Annotated in this window: 6 protein-coding genes; all 6 read right to left on the bottom strand. The window is 45.4% G+C overall.

Going from position 1 to position 18,551, the window contains the following annotated elements:
- Positions 1-410 precede the first annotated feature (410 nt).
- The 6 genes from ACSLBF_RS05160 to metH all read right to left on the bottom strand — a co-directional run bounded on the left by ACSLBF_RS05160 (position 411) and on the right by metH (position 18,550).
- Positions 411-11,240 (bottom strand): Ig-like domain-containing protein, encoded by a 10,830-nt coding sequence (locus ACSLBF_RS05160; RefSeq protein WP_440055533.1) that lies wholly within the window; start codon positions 11,238-11,240, stop codon positions 411-413.
- Between the two features lie 254 nt (positions 11,241-11,494).
- Positions 11,495-12,106: a phage tail protein gene (locus tag ACSLBF_RS05155; protein WP_440055532.1), complete on the bottom strand. Its 612-nt coding sequence runs from the start codon at positions 12,104-12,106 to the stop codon at positions 11,495-11,497.
- Positions 12,107-12,243: 137 nt separating this feature from the next.
- The gene (locus ACSLBF_RS05150; protein WP_440055531.1) at positions 12,244-12,738 is read right to left on the bottom strand and encodes a hypothetical protein; all 495 of its coding nucleotides are present in this window, start codon (positions 12,736-12,738) and stop codon (positions 12,244-12,246) included.
- Positions 12,739-12,861: 123 nt separating this feature from the next.
- On the bottom strand, positions 12,862-13,812 hold the full coding sequence (locus ACSLBF_RS05145) for a formyltransferase family protein (protein ID WP_440055530.1): 951 nt from the start codon (positions 13,810-13,812) through the stop codon (positions 12,862-12,864).
- Between the two features lie 11 nt (positions 13,813-13,823).
- A complete protein-coding gene (locus ACSLBF_RS05140; RefSeq protein ID WP_440055529.1) occupies positions 13,824-15,062 on the bottom strand; it encodes a hypothetical protein in 1,239 nt (412 codons plus the stop codon).
- An 860-nt stretch (positions 15,063-15,922) separates the two neighbouring features.
- The gene (metH, locus tag ACSLBF_RS05135; protein ID WP_440055528.1) at positions 15,923-18,550 is read right to left on the bottom strand and encodes a methionine synthase; all 2,628 of its coding nucleotides are present in this window, start codon (positions 18,548-18,550) and stop codon (positions 15,923-15,925) included.
- Position 18,551: the final 1 nt, after the last annotated feature.

Raw genomic sequence — 18,551 nt, 5'->3', positions numbered from 1 at the left:
AAAAAGCTAAAGCCGTTACTATACCACTGCCAGTCAACGGTGATCTACGCAGGGCCATGCTAATTTAGCTGCAAAAGTCGCTTATATTCTGTGGCTCAGATACTACCAATTGTACTAATTCTCTAGTCTATTTGGAGAAGGAAATACTCTATTAGCTGCGTCTAAAACTTCTCTTTTAGCACAAAATCTTTTCCCCTAGCCTACACGGAAGTAGCTACCTTAGCGTTAGCAGGATGCGAGAGCGGTGCCAATAACGCTATTTTTCCGCTTCAAAATAGTCCGTTTATTTAATGCGCTTGCCATAAACCACCTGAATTAACGATTAAAATAAAAAAGGCTAGCGCAATAACGCTAACCTTTTCATGATTAGTTTTTTAAGCGCGTAACGCTAAAACAACCGTTGCTCTGTGCTAAAACCGATATTCAAAACCAAGCGACACCTCATCAATATCGTTTTTAGATAGAAAATAATAGCTATAATCAAGTCCTAATGTCAGCGATGTTGAAATCTGGTAATGAACCCCACCGCCAAGATAGCCACTGGTGCCACTATCCTTATAAGTTCGCTTAATACTTCCATCTCGCACACTGTCAATTTCATAGTCCCATTGCCACACACCAATGAATAATTTCCCCGTAAAGTTATTCTCTAATTGCTTAGCGTAGTCTAGTTGCACCGATATCCCTTCAGGCAATACCGGAGCAACTTTAGACAGTAGCTCATGAGCTAACATGGGATCGTTCACCGTGCCTTCAAAGCTCACGCGACCTTCACCTAGATCAATATAGCGCAGCCCAGCGTGCCAACTATCAGCAAATTTATAGAAGGCGCCAATTGACCAGCTCATGTCTTTATCGTCTATTGCTGTCTTTACCAGATCTGAGTGAGGTAGTTCACTGTCAGCATTCGCCTGCCCTAACGAACCAACAAGCTTCCAGTCATTCGTGGTCGCGTGCGCCTGCAAAGCAGTGACACTGCCCACTACAACAATCACAGGAAGCAAAGTGTTGCATCTACGAATCAGCAGCGCTGACACTAACAAGACTAACAACCCGGTCATCGCTCCTCCTGATGAGCTGTTTTCTATGCTAGTAGTCGTTTGCATACTGACACTGACCGATACACTACCTTGTGCCGTCGCACCGTATTGGTCGCGCACCACGTAGGTGATTGTATCAGTACCTTCAAAGCCAGATTTTGGCGTATAGCTTAAAGTATTGTCGGTGTTAATTTGCACAACACCTTGAGCAGCTGTTGCAGAAACTAACTCAAGCGCGGTTCCCTCAGGATCACTGTCATTAGCAAGCACATCAATGACTAGCGGTTTGCCGTTCGTGGTAGCACTATCATCCACAACAACCGGTGCCTTATTAACAATGATAGAAATAGCCGCCGTGCTGTTGGCTGTTCCACCTTGGTTGTCAGTAATTGTGTATTGAATTGTGGCGGTACCGATAAACCTTGGCACCGGTGTGTATCGGAGCTGGTTGTTTTCCACAACCACAGTACCAAAATCAACCGATGCACCGGTAACTGACAGCGTATCTCCATCTGCGTCTGTATCATTTGCCAGTACATCTATCACCACAGGTTGGCCTGAAACGATGGTTACTGCATCAGTATTTGCACTTGGTAACGCATTATTAGTTAAAAGTACAGCAACACCTCCTGGGTCAACAATGGTGCCATTGGCCGTTCCATCATCGTCATTTGGTCCACCGTCAACAATTCGCAATTGGACACACCAGCTACCTTCAACCAAACCACTGAGCCACAGTTCATCCCCTGGAGGTGGACAAAAGCCTGGCTCTCCTTGAGTTGATAGCACTTGGTTATCATCATCCAATACAAAGTTTATCCATTGCCCTTGATTGAACTTACGATACACGGCACCAGCAGGAACTGGGGTGCGTTGTGGTAACACGATGCTGTAAACATCACCTTCTTGAGGTAAACCTGTAGCGATATAATCAAATACCCCACCAAGGTTCTGTGCACTCGGATCGGCTGGCAGTTCTTCAACCAGCAGCTGTAGTCCTCCCGTTTCATTCCGTGCTACGGTTGCGCCTTTGCGAAGGCAAACTCCAGGATCACCCTCGACTAAATATTGGGTTGATTCAAGCGCTTGCTCCTGCATAACGTTGCAATCAGAAATCGCATCTTGGAAATCTGGTATACCGTCACCATCAGAATCTGCATAACCCTCTTGGTCGTCAGGGATTAAATCACCATCGGAGTCTTGACCTGTAAGTGCATCTAATGCCTCTATAATTTCAATATAGATGTCTTTCTTGGTCGCTAAACTCGGGCTGCCATTATCCTCTGCTGTCACCGTCACTTTGTATATGCCGGTGGCTACACTTAGCGGGTTAAATGCAAACTGTTGAGGTTCAGTTGAAGTGTTCTGTAACTGTGCTGATTGCCACGAAACACTCACTAGATCGTTTGGATTCGGATCTGAAGTCTTCGCCGTAATCACCACTAAGCTATCCGACGCTGTAATTAAACTGCGATCCTCTCCATCTTGAGTCACTGTGGTCACAATATCTGGTGCAACGTTGCTTTCGACAATAGTGATTGTCGATGAAGACTTCGCACCAAGATTCAGTGAACCATCTAAAGATATCACTATGGTCTCATTACCTTCAGCTTCACTATCAGCAAAAATGTTGAAGTTAATACTGGTTTGTAGACCTGAGTTAATTACGACTTCGCCAGATTGTAAATCATGATCACTACTGTCGGCAGTGCCCGAGACTGAATAAGGGATGATTACAGGGTAACTGGGTGATGTGCCGTTTAGATAGACATTAATAGAATGGCTGGTATCTTCTGCTACTCGGCTATTTTTCTGGAGCGATACCAGCGGCGTCACGTTAACAGTTTGACTCGCCGTCGCCTGAACTCCTTGAGCACTTTCAGTCTGCCAATAAACTAAATGCTGGCCTGGTGCAAATACGGGGATTCTACGCGCTAAAGACACAGGTAACGGGTTACCATCGGCATCAAACGCAACTGCCGTGCCCAAATCTACTTTGGTATAAAGGCCTTTCGCATTAACGGTAATGTCATCTGGTGCGTTAATCGTTGGCGCATCTCCACCTCCTGCATTCGTGATATTAACCGTTGCTCTCGCGGATGCTCTTGCTTTACTTGCATCCTCAATCACATAAGTTACTAACACCGGACCCTGTGCGTTGGCTACAGCTTGGTAAATTAAACCGCCACCAGAAATACTCACGCTACCTAGTGATGTCTTAGCACCAATAATCGTAAGCGTGTCTCCATCGGCGTCGGTGTCATTATCCAGTACAGGTAATGCGTACTGATTTGCCGGAACCGCCTCAAAAGTAAAACTATCGTCTTGTGCTACTGGCTGGTCATTAATCGCAGCAATGTTGACAGTCACGGTAGCCGTATTGGACTCTAACTCTCCATCGGAAGCACTGTAACTAAATGCATCAGTACCGTTAAAGTTAGGAGCTGGCGTGTAAGTCAACACATTGCCTTGCACGGATACTTGCCCATTTTGTGGCTGACTCTGCACTTCAATCGTAAGTGCATCACCATCAAGGTCTGTAACATCTGCGACAAAGCTCGTGGTGCTGTCTTCATCAATATCGCGTTGCATATCGTTAGCAACAGGCGCCGCATTCACGGGCTGAACAACAATCTCAAATGCGGCTAAGCTCGCTTGTAACTCACCGTCACTGACTGTTATCACAATATTTCCGTAGGTACCCACATCTTCTCGAGTAGGCACACCTGACAAACCGCCAGTTGTACTATCGAAACTTGCCCAGCCCGGTAAATTACTGATACTAAAGGTGAGTCCCGCTGAATCGACATCCGAGGCAGCCGGTGTAAAGCTATAGGCTTCATCTTGACGAACCGATGTATTAGGCGTGCCACTGATAGATGGCGCATCGTTTACCGAGTTTACTAAGATATTGAACGCTGTTAACGCGGCAGTACTTTGACCATCACTAACCGAAATTACGATATTGTTGAAACTGCCACTTTGCCCCTCCGTTGGCGTGCCAGTAATTGTGCCCGTTGAGGTATTGAAGCTCGCCCAGCTTGGTAGGTTGGTAATACTGAAAGTTAACGTATCATTATCAGCATCACTTGCTGTCGGTGTAAAGCTGTAAGCTACATCTTCATCCGCAGATGTTGACGGCGTACCCGAAATCACAGGGGTATCATTTACTGACGTAATGGTAACCGTGATAGTCGCTGTATTCGATTGACCACCTTCACTATCTAGTATGCGATAAGTCAGTGAGTCCGAGCCATTGACATTGGCATTTGGCGTATAAGTAATAGTCCCTGCTGTTTGGTCTATCGCCACGGTGCCAATAGTCGGTTGAGTCACAACCTCAATATTGCCTGAAGGGTTAGTATCCTCTACGTCTGTGGCATTAGCTCTCACTGCTAGCGCCGCTGTCGACGTATCTTCACTAATGCTTGGAGTGAAATTAGCTGCCACCGGTAAATCATTGACTGGTGTAATGGTTATAGATACCGTTGCTTCATTAGATTCAGCCAGTTCCGTGTCTTTCACAGTGTAAGTAAATGAATCTGCACCATTAGCATTGGCATTTGGTGTGTAAGTTACATTACCGTTACTAATTGATACTTGACCTTTCGTCGGTGCTGTTTTTACCGTCACTGAAGTAATATCCAAAGCATTTTCTGGGTCGCTATCATTTGTTAGCACATTCACAGACCCCGCAGTATCCTCGTTGGTTGTCAGAGTGTCATTGCCCGCGGTAGGTGCAACGTTGTATTGCTTAGTCACGGTATCGGTGAACGCATTGCTCTGATTACCAGCGACATCCGTCACCAATACGCTGAGCGTTAATGTACCCTCATTAAGCGTTGTTACATTAATTGCAGTAACCTGCTGACTGGCACTGGTAATAGCAGTTGCGCTGGTGCTGTTTATCGTGTTGGTCCCATCAGATAATTGATAAGTGAAGCTACCTGAACCTTCAAGTCCCGTTAACGTAAAGCTTAATGCAGCTTCATTATCTGCGTTTATGGTAGTTTGGTCGATTGCAGCGGTGACGCCGGTTGGTGCCGTTGCGTCAATCGTTACCGATATACTTGAGCTATCGGTAGTATTACCCGCAACATCAGATGCTCGGGCAAAGATACTTTGACCTCCAGCGGTAAGCGCGGAGCTCGGTGTAATACTCCACGCGCCACCACTTGCAGTGGTACTAGCAATTATTCCGTCAACGTTAGAAATAAGCGTAATCGTATCACCAGTGGTACCCGTTCCCGTGAAGGTTGGTGTGGTGTCGTTGGTTATATTATCAAAATTTGAGCTTCCGCTATCACTAGCCGCCGTTAAATCTGGCGTACTTGGCGCTGTGGGAGCTGTGTTATCAATTGTTACACTCAACGCCCCAGAGCTACTACTCACATTGGTTGCAGTGTCAGTCGCCGTTGCCGTGATGGAGTGCGAAACCCCTGAAGCAAGTGCACTTGTGGTGATTTGCCAATTTCCTCCTGTCGCTGTCGCACTACCAATTATCGTGGCACCACCACCAACTTGATCGCTATATAACCTCACTGTTGAGCCGCTTTCAGCAGTACCGCTAAAGGTTGGCGTGGTATCACTGGTGATGTTATCAGTGGTAGAGGAACCTGTATCCGAACCAACATCTAAATCTGGCGTAGACGGTGCATTTGGAGCCACATCATCGTTCACCGTAATGGTAAATGATTCTTGATAGCTTGCCGTACCATCACTGGTTTGCACACAGATCACATAATCACCAGGCGATGTGGACGCTTGTGTTTGTAACGTACTAGAAGAGAATTGAAAGCTGCCGTTGCCTGTATTGGCGCTACAGCTTCCTCCATCAGAAGAGCCTGCGGTTACTAGCGTATATGTGTGGCTGTCGCCACTTTCAACATCAGTGGTGCTGGCCGTGGCGACCGTAGCAGATACCCCCGTACTGGATTGATCTATGCTGGTTGCTGTTAGCGCAATGTCGGTCGGTGCATCATTCACTGCACTGATAGTCACTGTGGCCTGATTAGTGCCTGTGCTATTCGTGGTGCCATCACTGAAAGTGTAGTTAAGGGTAACCGAAGAACCCGGATCTTCTGAACTATTGCTGTAACCGATTGCCTGCAAAGCACTGTCTACCAAAGCAGATGTTGCACTGCTATTGAAAGCAAGTACCAATGTTCCCGATGAGTTGGTCGTCACAGTACCGATTGACGTACCATTGTAGTCAAACGCGTTACCTTCGGTTAAAGTGCCAAGCAGTCCAGTGTTACTGAATACATCTTCAGCATTCGTACCACCTGAGCGAACGATAGTCAGTGAGGCACCATCGTAGTTACCATTACCACCATTAAGTGCGTCTAGCTCGGTATCAGCAACAGTAACATCGCTATCTATCACAACCGTTGAACCATTTTCAGTGAAGGTACTACCACCATTTAAGCTTGTGAACACCGGTACCGCATTTGCGGCTTCAAAGGTTATCAAGGTATCACTACCAGAATCAGCGACTGTGAACACTAAGTCATTCCCCGGCGCATTGGTGAGTGTGATGCTTATTTCTGGACTAGCAAATGTCGTAGCATTGGTGTCTACTTCTAGTGTGCCAGTACCATTAAAGCGCACATTACTGGTTGTCATGCCTATAAGATTAGTAATGGTGATGGTGTCACCTGCCGCTAAGTCAGCAATGGTATCTCCATTTAAATCACTAGCTTCACCTACAAAGTTGTCATTACCATCATTACCTGTCATCGAGTCAGTGCCAGCCCCCGGGCGAATGGTATCAGCCCCACTACCACCGGTGATGGTGTCTGAGCCATCTAAATCGGTGGCGGTGATTTGCAGTACATCACTCACAAATGCAGAGGCATTGATGGTTAAATCCGCCGTGATAGCACTTCCGCTCGTATTGGTCACAGAAACCGTTTGTCCATCGGCGCTGAAGTTATCTGTCAACGTGACTGAGGCTGTGCTGTTTGTGCCTATTGCAATCCCTTCAATTAAGGAAACTGATGTTGTGGAAAAATCAAACGTGCCGCCATCCATTAATTTAAGCGTTTCTGTACCCGCAGCTCCGGTAATGGCTGTCGAGAAATCACTGAGGTTAGCAGCATCAATGGCAACAGTAGCCGCGCTGCCTAGGTTCAGCGTGCCAATATTGGTGAATACGCCACCACTTACATCGGCGCCGTCACTAGCTAACACATTGTCTGCAACGGTAGCGTCACCCGTTAAAGTACCAGAGTAAGCACTGCCACCAATGGCAAAGGTAACTGCATCTGTGGTCGATGTCGCCGAAACACTGGTAGTACCGTTGGTAACGGTAACTGTTCGAGTATTAGTACTATCATCACCCACTGTATAACTTTCAACGCTGGATAATGTACTGAAATCACCATCTCCGCTGAGTGTAATCGTTTCGCTTCCTGCAGCTGTTATTGTTCCTGTAAATCCGCCATGCTGAGTGGTCGTCATAGCTACAGCTGCACCAGACGCTAGTGTCAAATTGGTCACCGAATTAATTGTTGCTCCGGTAATATCCGCGCCAGAACTCAGTGACAATGTATCTGACACCGTATTTTCACCAGTGATAGTTCCTGTATAAGTTAAGGAACCCAAATTAAATGTGATTGCATCTGATGTTGAAGTACCTGTGACAGAGTGACCCGCATCGCTTACTGTGACGGTTCGAGTGTTAGTTGAATCATCAGATAAGGTGTAGTTTTCCAACGCAGATACTGTGGTTAAGTCACCATCTCCTGAAATCGACACAGTTTCCGTTCCAGTCCCAGTAACCGTGCCAGAAAAAGAAGCAAGCTGTGATACTGTGATGCTTGCTGAACCGCCACTGGCGACCGAGAGGTTTTCAAAGCCACTAACCGTCGCGCCAGTAATACTGCCACCATTAGCAATCGACAAGGTGTCGGTACCACTGCCACCAGCAAGCGTACCAGTTGCCGTAAGCGTACCAACGTTTACCGTGTCGTTGCCGCTACTACCCGTTAGGTTTTGTGCTGCGCTACCCAAAGTAAAGGTATTGGCTGCCGATAACACATAGGTTTCGATTGCGCTGTTACCCGTTAAACCATCACTTGAATCACTAATAGTAATGCTCTCTGTACCCGCAGCCGTCACTGTAGAAAAGTTGTCATGCTGCGCTTCTGTCATCGTAACCGATGCGCCGCTTGATAAAGTAAGCGATTCAAAACTGCTTAGCGTTGCGCCGCTGATATTCGCACCAGAACTCAATTGCAATATGTCAGTGCCAGTACCACCAGAGAGCACGCCGGTGGCTGTAAAGCTCGTCACGTTTACGGTATCTGCAGCACTACTACCGGTAACATTTTGAGTGGCCGCTGCCATTGTAAAGTTCATGGCGCTGCCTAGCACATAGGTTTCAATATCACTATCCCCTGTTAAGGTTTGATCACCATCTCCACTTGAGATAGTGAATTGGTTAGTGCCCGAGCCATTAATGGTTGTAAATGCATCGTGTTGTGTTTCAGTGAGTGTCAACGACGCATCGTTGTCTGGTGTTAACGTCTCAAAATTTGTCAAAGAGGTAAAATTCGCAAGGTTCGAGCCGGTTGGTACACTTAATGTATCCGTACCTGTTCCGCCATCGGCCGTTGACCCAGAAATATGACTTGTATCTGCAATCGTCAGTGTTTCGTCATCACTGGTAAAAGTAATCGCAGGGGATAAGTTAGTGCCATTAGTGGTATTAAAACTGGCTGCAGTACTGCTGGCAGCGGTGACATTACTGACCGATACCGTTGCGGTGCGTGAAGTACTATTATCTGTTCCGTCATTAATAACCACAGTGACCGTTCTGGCGGTCTCATTGGGTGCACTTGAAGTATTGTTGTAGGTAATCGCTTGCAAGAAGGTTTGTACTTCTGAGGCGCTCGCCGTTGCACCTGAAATGGTAATGGTGTCTTGTAAGGTAACCGCAGACGAACCGGAAATACCTGTTAGCGCGTCTTGTGCTGCTGCGCTGACATTAAGCCCTTCAGACGCACCATCTTGATCATTAGTGAGGGTGACAGTAATGGTGGTAATCGTGTCACCATCCGCTTCTGTCACAGCTGCATTGGGAGCAATACTCACCGCTCCGCCCGCTTCAGAGAAAGAAGCGCTGCTGTCGTCACTGCCTGAACTTGAGTCTAAATCAACGACAGGTGCGCTATTGGCTGTAGAAAAGTTGAAGGTCGTATCATCGCTGATACCTGCAAAACTATTACCCGCGGTATCATCTACCGCAGTGGAATCAATGCGGATCGCGTAATTGCGGTTACCGGTTAAACTACTGGTTGGGTTGAGATAAATCTTGTCACTAGTAATACCGATACGCCCTGCACCTGGCGTCGTGGTCGTACCGTCGCTCTCAGTGGTCACACTGAATACTTCAAAGTCACTGCTGCCATCGACATCACGAATGGTGATGTTTCCACTGCCCAGAGCAATATTTTCATCGAAGTCGATAACGATGTCATCGCTTACAGAGACGCTCGTTGCATTATCACTGGGCGTTGAATTAGCACTATCAAATGTCGGTGCTGTTACATCCGCTGTGGTAAAGTTAAAGGTGGTATCGTCGCTAATACCCGCAAAACTGTTGCCCGAGGTATCATCTACCGCGGTGGTATCTATACGAATTGAATAGTTAGTACTGCTTGATAAACTGCTTGTTGGGTTAATATAAATTTTGTCACTAGTAATACCGATACGCCCCGCACCTGGCGTCGTGGTGGTACCGTCGCTCTCAGTGGTCACACTGAAAACTTCAAAGTCACTACTACCATCTATATCTCGAATGGTAATATTACCGCTGCCCAACGCAATATTTTCATCAAAATCAATAATAATATCATTGCTAACTGAGACATTTGTGTCTCCATCACTGGGCGTTGAATTGGCACTATCAAATGTTGGAGCTGTGACATCCGCTGTGGTAAAGTTAAAGGTCGTATCGTCGCTAATACCGGCAAAACTGTTGCCCGAGGTATCATCTACCGCCGTAGTATCAATTCTAACTGAGTAATTCGTGCTACCCGATAAGCTACTCGTCGGGTTCAAGTATATTTTGTCGCTGGTAATACCAATGCGCCCCGCACTCGGTGATGTAGTAGTGCCGTCGCTCTCTGTCGTGACACTGAATACCTCAAAGTCACTGCTACCATCAACATCTCTAATAGTAATATTGCCGCTACCTAGCGCTATATTCTCATCAAAATCGATAATAATATCATTGCTAACTGAGACATTAGTATCGCCATCACTGGGCGTTGAATTGGCACTATCAAATGTCGGAGCCGTAATATCGGCTGTGGTAAAGTTAAAGGTGGTATCGTCACTTATGCCCGCAAAGCTATTACCAGAAGTATCATCCACCGCCGTAGTATCAATTCTAATTGAATAATTAGTGCTACCCGATAAGCTACTGGTCGGATTTAAATATATTTTGTCATTGGTGATCCCAATACGACCAGCGCCTGGAGTAGTGGTTGTACCGTCGCTCTCAGTGGTCACACTGAATACTTCAAAGTCACTGCTACCATCGATATCTCGAATGGTAATATTGCCGCTACCTAGTGCAATATCTTCGTCAAAATCGATAATAATATCATTGCTGACTGAAACATTAGTGTCGCCATCACTGGGCGTTGAATTTGCGCTATCAAACGTAGGATTGGTGTTATCAACCGCTGCCGCGGTAAACACAATATTATCGATGCCTATCCTTGAGTTATTGCCAGTACCTGTGACATGGCTAAATGTGACCGAGTTCACCGCTGTCCAATCAGAAGGACTGAGCGTTGCCAGAAAATCTCCAAGCTCAGCATCGCTAGATGTAATACTTACCGCTGTACCACTATCTGGTGTAAACACATAGCTACCATCTGAAAGGTCTGCAAACTCCGCCATATCAAACTGGGTAATACTGACTGGAGAGTCAAAGGAGAGCGTCCAAGTTCCGCCATTTGGCGTTACAGTGGAAGGAACCATAAAACCAGAAGACACGGTTATATTTCCACCATCTGATTGGGTTGCGGTTAGCGTGATACCACTGACCGTGGTTGTTAGAGTTGCAGTACCAGAGCCTGAGACTGTACTGAATGTATAGGTATCTGCAACAGCCCTTGTGCTAAATAAAATAGCAATTATGAATACAAGTTTAGCAACACGCTGGTAACCAAAACTTGTGCTCAATCGGCTATTCCCCCGACAAAAAATCGAATTAAAATGCATGATTCTACCCTTAATCTAGAGCCAAATAATCGTTTACTGCACCGCCATTTAACGGCATTAATTCCTTTTTGCTCTCTGCAACAAACCAATCCCAATACCTAAAAACTCATATCTAGTCACAAAAATACAGCCATAACTTCAATTATCGCTGAATAATTACCTAATAAATAAACAGCGAAAAAGCAGTCAGCAATTGTTGACTGCTATCGTGTGGTTTAGCTTCTTGATGGATAAACGCCCATCAGTGCCATCAACCAATTCACGGGCAGTATTGGGCTAGTCAAATCAACCGGCAGGTTACCGCCAGTCTGACCCACTTTAACTGTGCCTCCCGTCGATCCGCCCCCTTCAATCACCAAACCTTGAATATCAACTAAATTAAGCGCAGCAAAACCAGGCTTGGCAAAGGCTGCACTGGCGTTCGACGCCAGATAGGTTTCTGATGAAGGCTCTGTTATTGAAGCTGTATTGGTAGCCACTTCCATTCTTCCGGTTACTTCAGGGCTGGGGTTGGGCTCAAAAGCCGCTGCATGATTATGCTCAGGCATTTGTGATATTTGCAGTGTAGTTCGCTCTCTACCCATCTTAAACCCTTGCCTGTATTCTAAGCCCCCGGGCATGAGCCCTTGCCCAACAGGGCTTCTGCCTCGTAAATCAGGTATACCAAATGACGTACGGGCATCTCCCCCATAAATAGAGCCAAGCAATGAAAATAGAGCGGTGTTTTCACTTATTGCTTGTAGTTGTCCCAAGCACATTGCCCAACGCTCAATCGTAAATGTGCCGCCAAACGGCATCATTGATCCAATAAACGGTTCGCTAGCCATATCAATTCCTCTATTTTTATATACTTACCTTGTTTTAACTGTGCGCCTTTCACTGCTTGAGCCAATACACAGCCTCTTTTCGACGAAGTAATCGTCGTTACTGCCTAATACACTTGTTTAACTACCAGTCAGTTCAGTTATTGTGGCTGACCTTCACTTTCTTTACTTTGTTGGGGCAAACCTGGATTAAATACCGGTGGAATAAACAGTTCAGGTAAAGAAACCTGACGTGCCTCGCCTGACATCACTTTGTCCAAACAAATTGTACCCAAGTCATTGACACTTAAATTTAACTCTGCGTCTTCAGTGCTCGTTGGAAAGCGCCAGTACAATTCTGTCGTTTTGTATCTCAATAGCGCCATTTGCTCATACTTATCAAAGTTGCTTGGATCTTCACAAAACCGGTCATGACAGCTTTCTAACTTCTGCTCTCCTAAATACTGCACCAATAAAGAACCCATACCTGGCACATCTACAATCTGGCTCTGACCCCTTTGAATAACCAACTCTGAACGACCTTCCTTTGGAGCAACCTTTTGTGCTCTACTTGGATCAGGTAACTTGCCATCTTCGTAAGGATGGACTAGCAGCTCATATTCAAAACAATTGGTTAAATTTATCTTTATGTTCATCTCTATCTCGCTTCTGAAGTTAATGTCAGAGCATAGTTAGAATGCAGGATTGATAAAAACATCAGCCGGGCTACTATCATGTCCATCTAAACTAAGCTTGTTATGTAATTGGGTTATAGATACTCAACTCCCAAAGTCATCACCAGCGCCACTTTCTAATTCCATTCCTGGGTCTAGACCAAATAGCAGCGCAAATCGATAGCCATCAAAATACCCTTGCTGCGCACCAATAATTTCAAGCTTTATTGCGCCATCCCTTGTTTTGACGACTAATCCTACATTTTTATCTAGTTGTATAATCGTCCCCGGCTTCACACCAGAGATTGAACAATCGACTTGGCTAGCTTGAATCAATTGAAATACGCTTTGACGGAATCTAAGCATCGCGCAAGTCACATCAGCATTACCGGCCCGAACCATATTTACGATTTCACAGGAGCGCTGTTTATACCAATCAATAAATAGGTCTTTTTGCGTAACTAAAGGAGCGTACTTGTTGCTCGTAACTGGCTGTTTTTCCCACGTTAAGTTATTTTCTTGTGCCAACTGAATATAATGTGAGACTAAATATGGGAGCGCTTGCGCAACTTTTTGATGCAGGCATTTTATGGTTTCAAAGGGATGTATATCTATCTCGATACTACAACCAATATCACCGCTATCCAGCTCTTCTGTTACCTTGTGTAAAGTAAGCTTGGTCGATGTTTCGCCATTGCGAATCTGCCAATACAAGGGTTGTGGACCTCGATAATTGGGCAGTGGACTAGGATGAATATTAACGAGGCTGTGGTCAAAATATTGAATTAACGTAGATGTTACTTTATGCCTGAAAAGATAAATAAGTCCGCTGTTTACCTGTAACCTATCAAGGTTCGAAATAAGCGTTTTGTCATCTTGTTTTGAATAGTTAAGGGTCTCGATCTGTTGCTGTTTAAGCCAATGCTGAAGTTGAATTAGGTCGGAGTTAGGCTCGCCATCGGGCAGTACCACACACTTAAGAAGACCCGTGCGATTTAAATGCTCAATCACTGGCAAGCATAGACAACTGCCAGTAAAAACGGCGTATTGCTGCATGGTGACCCCTCCTATATTTTGACTGGCACAAAGCCAGTCAACCCGCTTAATTGATAATAAAACTGCACCGCATCGCCACTGCTCGCAACAAAGTGCGTATGCTCAACCTCCCTAGGTTTGGCATCAACATAAAAAGTCATATCGGGTCTAGGATTGGTAATGCCTGAGTCGTACTGACCCACTACCTCTTGTGAAAATGTCTCGATATGCGCATAGATAGCTAAAATCCGTTGATCCATATCGGCAATACCCGTTGGTAATACAATCTGGTTTGCGGGTATCACCTTAATGCCATCGGCTAGTTCTACTTCACCCATATCTAACAGGCTTGATTTGTTTATGCTCAGTATTTCGCCAAGCTCTACTCGATCTTGCTGTGCTGCTCTGTCTACATGTATTGAGTGGCTGTACTTCACATCTTTCCACTGCTGGTTAAACTCAGTCTCGCCAATGACCATCATGCCCCTGACTGATACGTTCTGTGGGATCATCCAACCGTCAATATTCAGAAATTGAACAAGGTGCTTGGCAATACTCAGCTGGCCCTCTTTAGTAAAACCATGTTGCATCGCCTCTAGAATAAGCAAATCTATCTCTAAGTTTGGAACGTATTTGGTTGCGTCAGCTTCTTCAATTTGCAACACGTAGTCTTCAAGTTGCAGATCTTGAACTAGCTGCTGAAGTGACAAAATTGCACCGGGCTGCACATCCACCAAAATCACTTTGATCTGCTCACTGCTGTAGCGCTTTTCATGTTTGTAATAGCTAAGCAATGGCAACAGTAGAGGAGCAAATGGGCCACATGCAGGATAAAGGATAGTGACGCTTGGTTTATTCTTCAGTTTGGCAGCAATTGCTTTATCAATACCTCGCGCATACCCTTTGATACGGTACACATCTTTTATCGTATGTTTGCAGTTATGCGGAGACATGATCAGGCCGGTTTCCGATACATACTGTCTCGTCAGCACATCTTGGCTTAACTCTGCCATTGCTAATGACTGTACTGCTTGGTCATACATGCTTTCAAACGCTTTCACTAGCTGCTGGTGCGCAACCTTGGTATCGCTTAACACCAAACTCATGGCGTCAACAAAAGATTTTTGTAAGAGTTGTATTCTTTGTTCTGTGGTAATTTTTGACTTTAGTAGCGACTCTAATTGGGTACGAATTGAGTGCTTTAGAAGCTCATCAACACGGGGATCGGCATAGCCGACAGATGTCTTGTTCTGAAATTGTGCTTTTTCCATCAATGCTACCTAGCTAAATAAGGGTCCTTGACAAAAACTACTTAGTTATCAAGTTCAGTCGTTGTTCATTTCCTAATAAATTCAGTCTAGTCAAACACCAAGAAAGCACTAAATTTTATTATTCTTTATTTACTGCAATTTTAACGATAATTGATTCAAATCATCCCTTAACCGGTTACTACTAGAGCGTGTTGATCTTTCAAGTTTATTTTTGCAGCAGTTTGATTGGCATTTATACAAGGCAGAGCCTACGTAGCATAGTGATTCTATGTGAGTCAGGCGATTACGTAGTAGAAATGCCAATCAAGCGCTGTCCTTCGGATTCAACTCAGTGCGCTTTGTGCATTGTTGCTCAACTTTTGCTTAGATTACTAGGCGGCAAGTCGAGCGCCGCGCTCAAAACCCACTGAGGCGAACAAAAACCAAACAGCAAAGATCAACACGCTCTAGCGCCTTAAATGACACGGAAATTTATTATCTACGTCTCACTAGGTCGCAACCCAAGCGGGGGTTTTTAACTACCTGACACGATTAAATTAAGTTTAATTATCTGATAATTATGGATATATTTTTTAATGAATATAAAGAAGTCGAACGCTAGAATTGTGCATAATTAGTCATTTTGACTAAATCAGCTAAGAGGAATGGAGTCATCATCAAAACGCACAGTCCAATGTGGACTTTGCGTGCAGTGCGATGCCTATTTAAGTAACAAACTTTGCCGATAAAGCAGGATTGGTGGCTAGCTATTGATGTACCCAAAGCAATACTCTGGTGCACATATTCAGGAAAGGAAAGTGTAGCCTCATACAAAAACCGATAAGCCCCCAAACAGATTTGGGGGCTTGATTGACCGCTGTTTAAGCGTCGTAACCCAGATTAGGGCCTAGCCAGCGTTGCGCCTCATCCACCGTCATATTTTGCCGCTTGGCGTAGTCTTCAACTTGATCTTTCTGAATGCTGGCAACCGCAAAGTATTTTGCCTCGGGGTGAGAGAAATACCAGCCGGACACTGCAGCTCCTGGCCACATCGCATAGGAGCTGGTGAGCTTCATACCGATGCGGTTTTCAACGTCTAGTAGCTGCCAAATCTTTTGTTTCTCAGTATGCTCTGGACATGCCGGATAGCCCGGTGCAGGGCGAATACCTTGATAGTTTTCGCGGATCAACTCTTCATTACTCAGTGATTCATCCGCAGCATAACCCCAAAACTGCTTACGTACTTGCTCATGAAGATATTCGGCAAATGCCTCAGCAAGTCTGTCCGCAACCGCTTTAACCATGATTTTGTTATAGTCGTCCTGTTTAACATCAAAAGCCGCAGCAAGGTCATCTTCTTCCAGACCGCCAGTAACCGCAAAGGCACCAAAATAATCCGCAATCCCTTTTGGCGCGATATAGTCAGCCAAACAGTAGTTGGCAAAATCGGTTTTTTCTGTCTGCTGACGCAGTTGACAAGACGTCGTTAACACTTGGCTTCTTGATTCATCAGTATAGATTTCAATATCATCGCCAACTCGGTTTGCAGGGAACAATCCAATCACACCGAGCGGCTGCAATGCACCTTCTCGTTCCAATTGGTCCAGCATTTCATTGGCATCTTTGAATAACTGTGTTGCTTCTTCACCTACCACTTCATCTTTTAGAATACGAGGGTATTTACCGGCTAATGACCAAGTCATGAAGAATGGCGTCCAATCGATATACGTACGTAACGTACTTATGCTGACATCTTTAAACTCTTGTACGCCCAACTGTTTTGGTTTGGGAGGCGTATAGTTTTGCCAATCTAATTGTAATGCGTTATCACGGGCTCTAATCAGACTGACCGGTTTCGAACGTGGCTTTTTGCGCGCTTGCTGCTCACGTACTTTCACGTATTCTTGCGCCGTTTTCGCTAAAAACTCTGGCTTTTGCGTTTTGCTGAGTAAGTTGGATACTACACCAACCGCACGACTGGCGTTATTAACGTAAACGACACCTTTATCGTACTGCGGCTCAATTTTCACCGCTGTATGTGCTTTCGATGTGGTGGCCCCACCAATCAGCAACGGTATTTCAAAGCCCAAGCGGGTCATTTCTTTAGCAACGTGTACCATCTCGTCCAACGATGGCGTGATCAAACCGGATAAACCAATAACATCGGCCTTTTCTTCAATTGCTGTTTGTAAGATTTTTTCCGCAGGTACCATTACCCCAAGATCTATAACTTCGTAATTGTTACATTGTAAAACCACACCAACGATGTTTTTACCAATGTCATGTACATCGCCTTTCACCGTTGCCATGATCACCTTACCGTTGGTTTCACCGGCTTGTTTTTCAGCTTCAATGTAGGGATCAAGGTACGCCACTGCACGCTTCATCACACGTGCCGATTTAACCACCTGAGGTAAAAACATTTTACCCGCACCAAACAAGTCACCCACCACGTTCATGCCATCCATTAATGGACCTTCGATAACTTGGATCGGCTTATCAAACTGTTGGCGACATTCTTCAGTGTCATCATCGATAAATTCGGTGATCCCTTTAACCAAAGCGTGCTCTAATCGCTTGGCTACAGGCCATGTACGCCACTCAAGGTCTTCTTTTTTCTCAGCTTGCGCTAGACCAGAAAACTTCGGTGCGATTTCCACCAGTCGTTCGCCTGCACCAGGATCTTTATTTAGGATCACATCTTCAACAGCATCGCGTAGCTCTTTAGGAATATCGTCGTAAACTGCGAGCTGCCCCGCGTTAACGATCCCCATATCCATCCCTGCTTGGATAGCGTGATATAAAAATACCGAGTGGATAGCTTCACGAACCGGATTGTTACCACGGAACGAGAAAGACACGTTAGACACACCGCCAGAGACTTTACAATGCGGGAGATTTTGCTTAATACGTCGCGTGCCCTCGATAAACTCAACCGCGTAGTTATCATGCTCCTCGATACCCGTAGCGACGGCAAAAATATTCGGGTCAAAAATGATGTCTTCCGGTGGAAAGCCCAACTGTTCCACCAAAATTTTGTATGAGCGCTGACAGATCTCAAACTTGCGATCGGCGGTTTCTGCCTGCCCGACTTCGTCGAACGCCATCACTACCACGGCAGCACCAAATCGTTTCAAAATTTTAGCTTGATGAATAAAGGGCTCTTCGCCTTCTTTTAACGAGATAGAGTTAACAATCGCCTTACCCTGAATACATTTCAGGCCGGCTTCTATCACTTCCCATTTAGAAGAGTCCACCATGATCGGCACTTTGGAGATATCTGGCTCCGACGCAATCAGGTTCAAAAACTTCACCATTGCCGCCTTTGAATCCAGCATGGCTTCATCCATATTGATATCAATCACTTGCGCGCCATTTTCGACCTGCTCGCGAGCAACGTCCAATGCCTTTTCGTAGTCTTCTTCTAAAATTAACCGTTTAAACTTGGCCGAACCCGTAACATTGGTACGTTCACCGACATTGGTAAATATTGCAGATGCTTGTGTCATA

This window comes from Pseudoalteromonas sp. T1lg65, assembly GCF_051930985.1.
Classification (GTDB): domain Bacteria; phylum Pseudomonadota; class Gammaproteobacteria; order Enterobacterales; family Alteromonadaceae; genus Pseudoalteromonas.
Note: the sequence above shows the minus strand (reverse complement) of the source record. Positions and strands in the feature narration are given on the sequence as shown.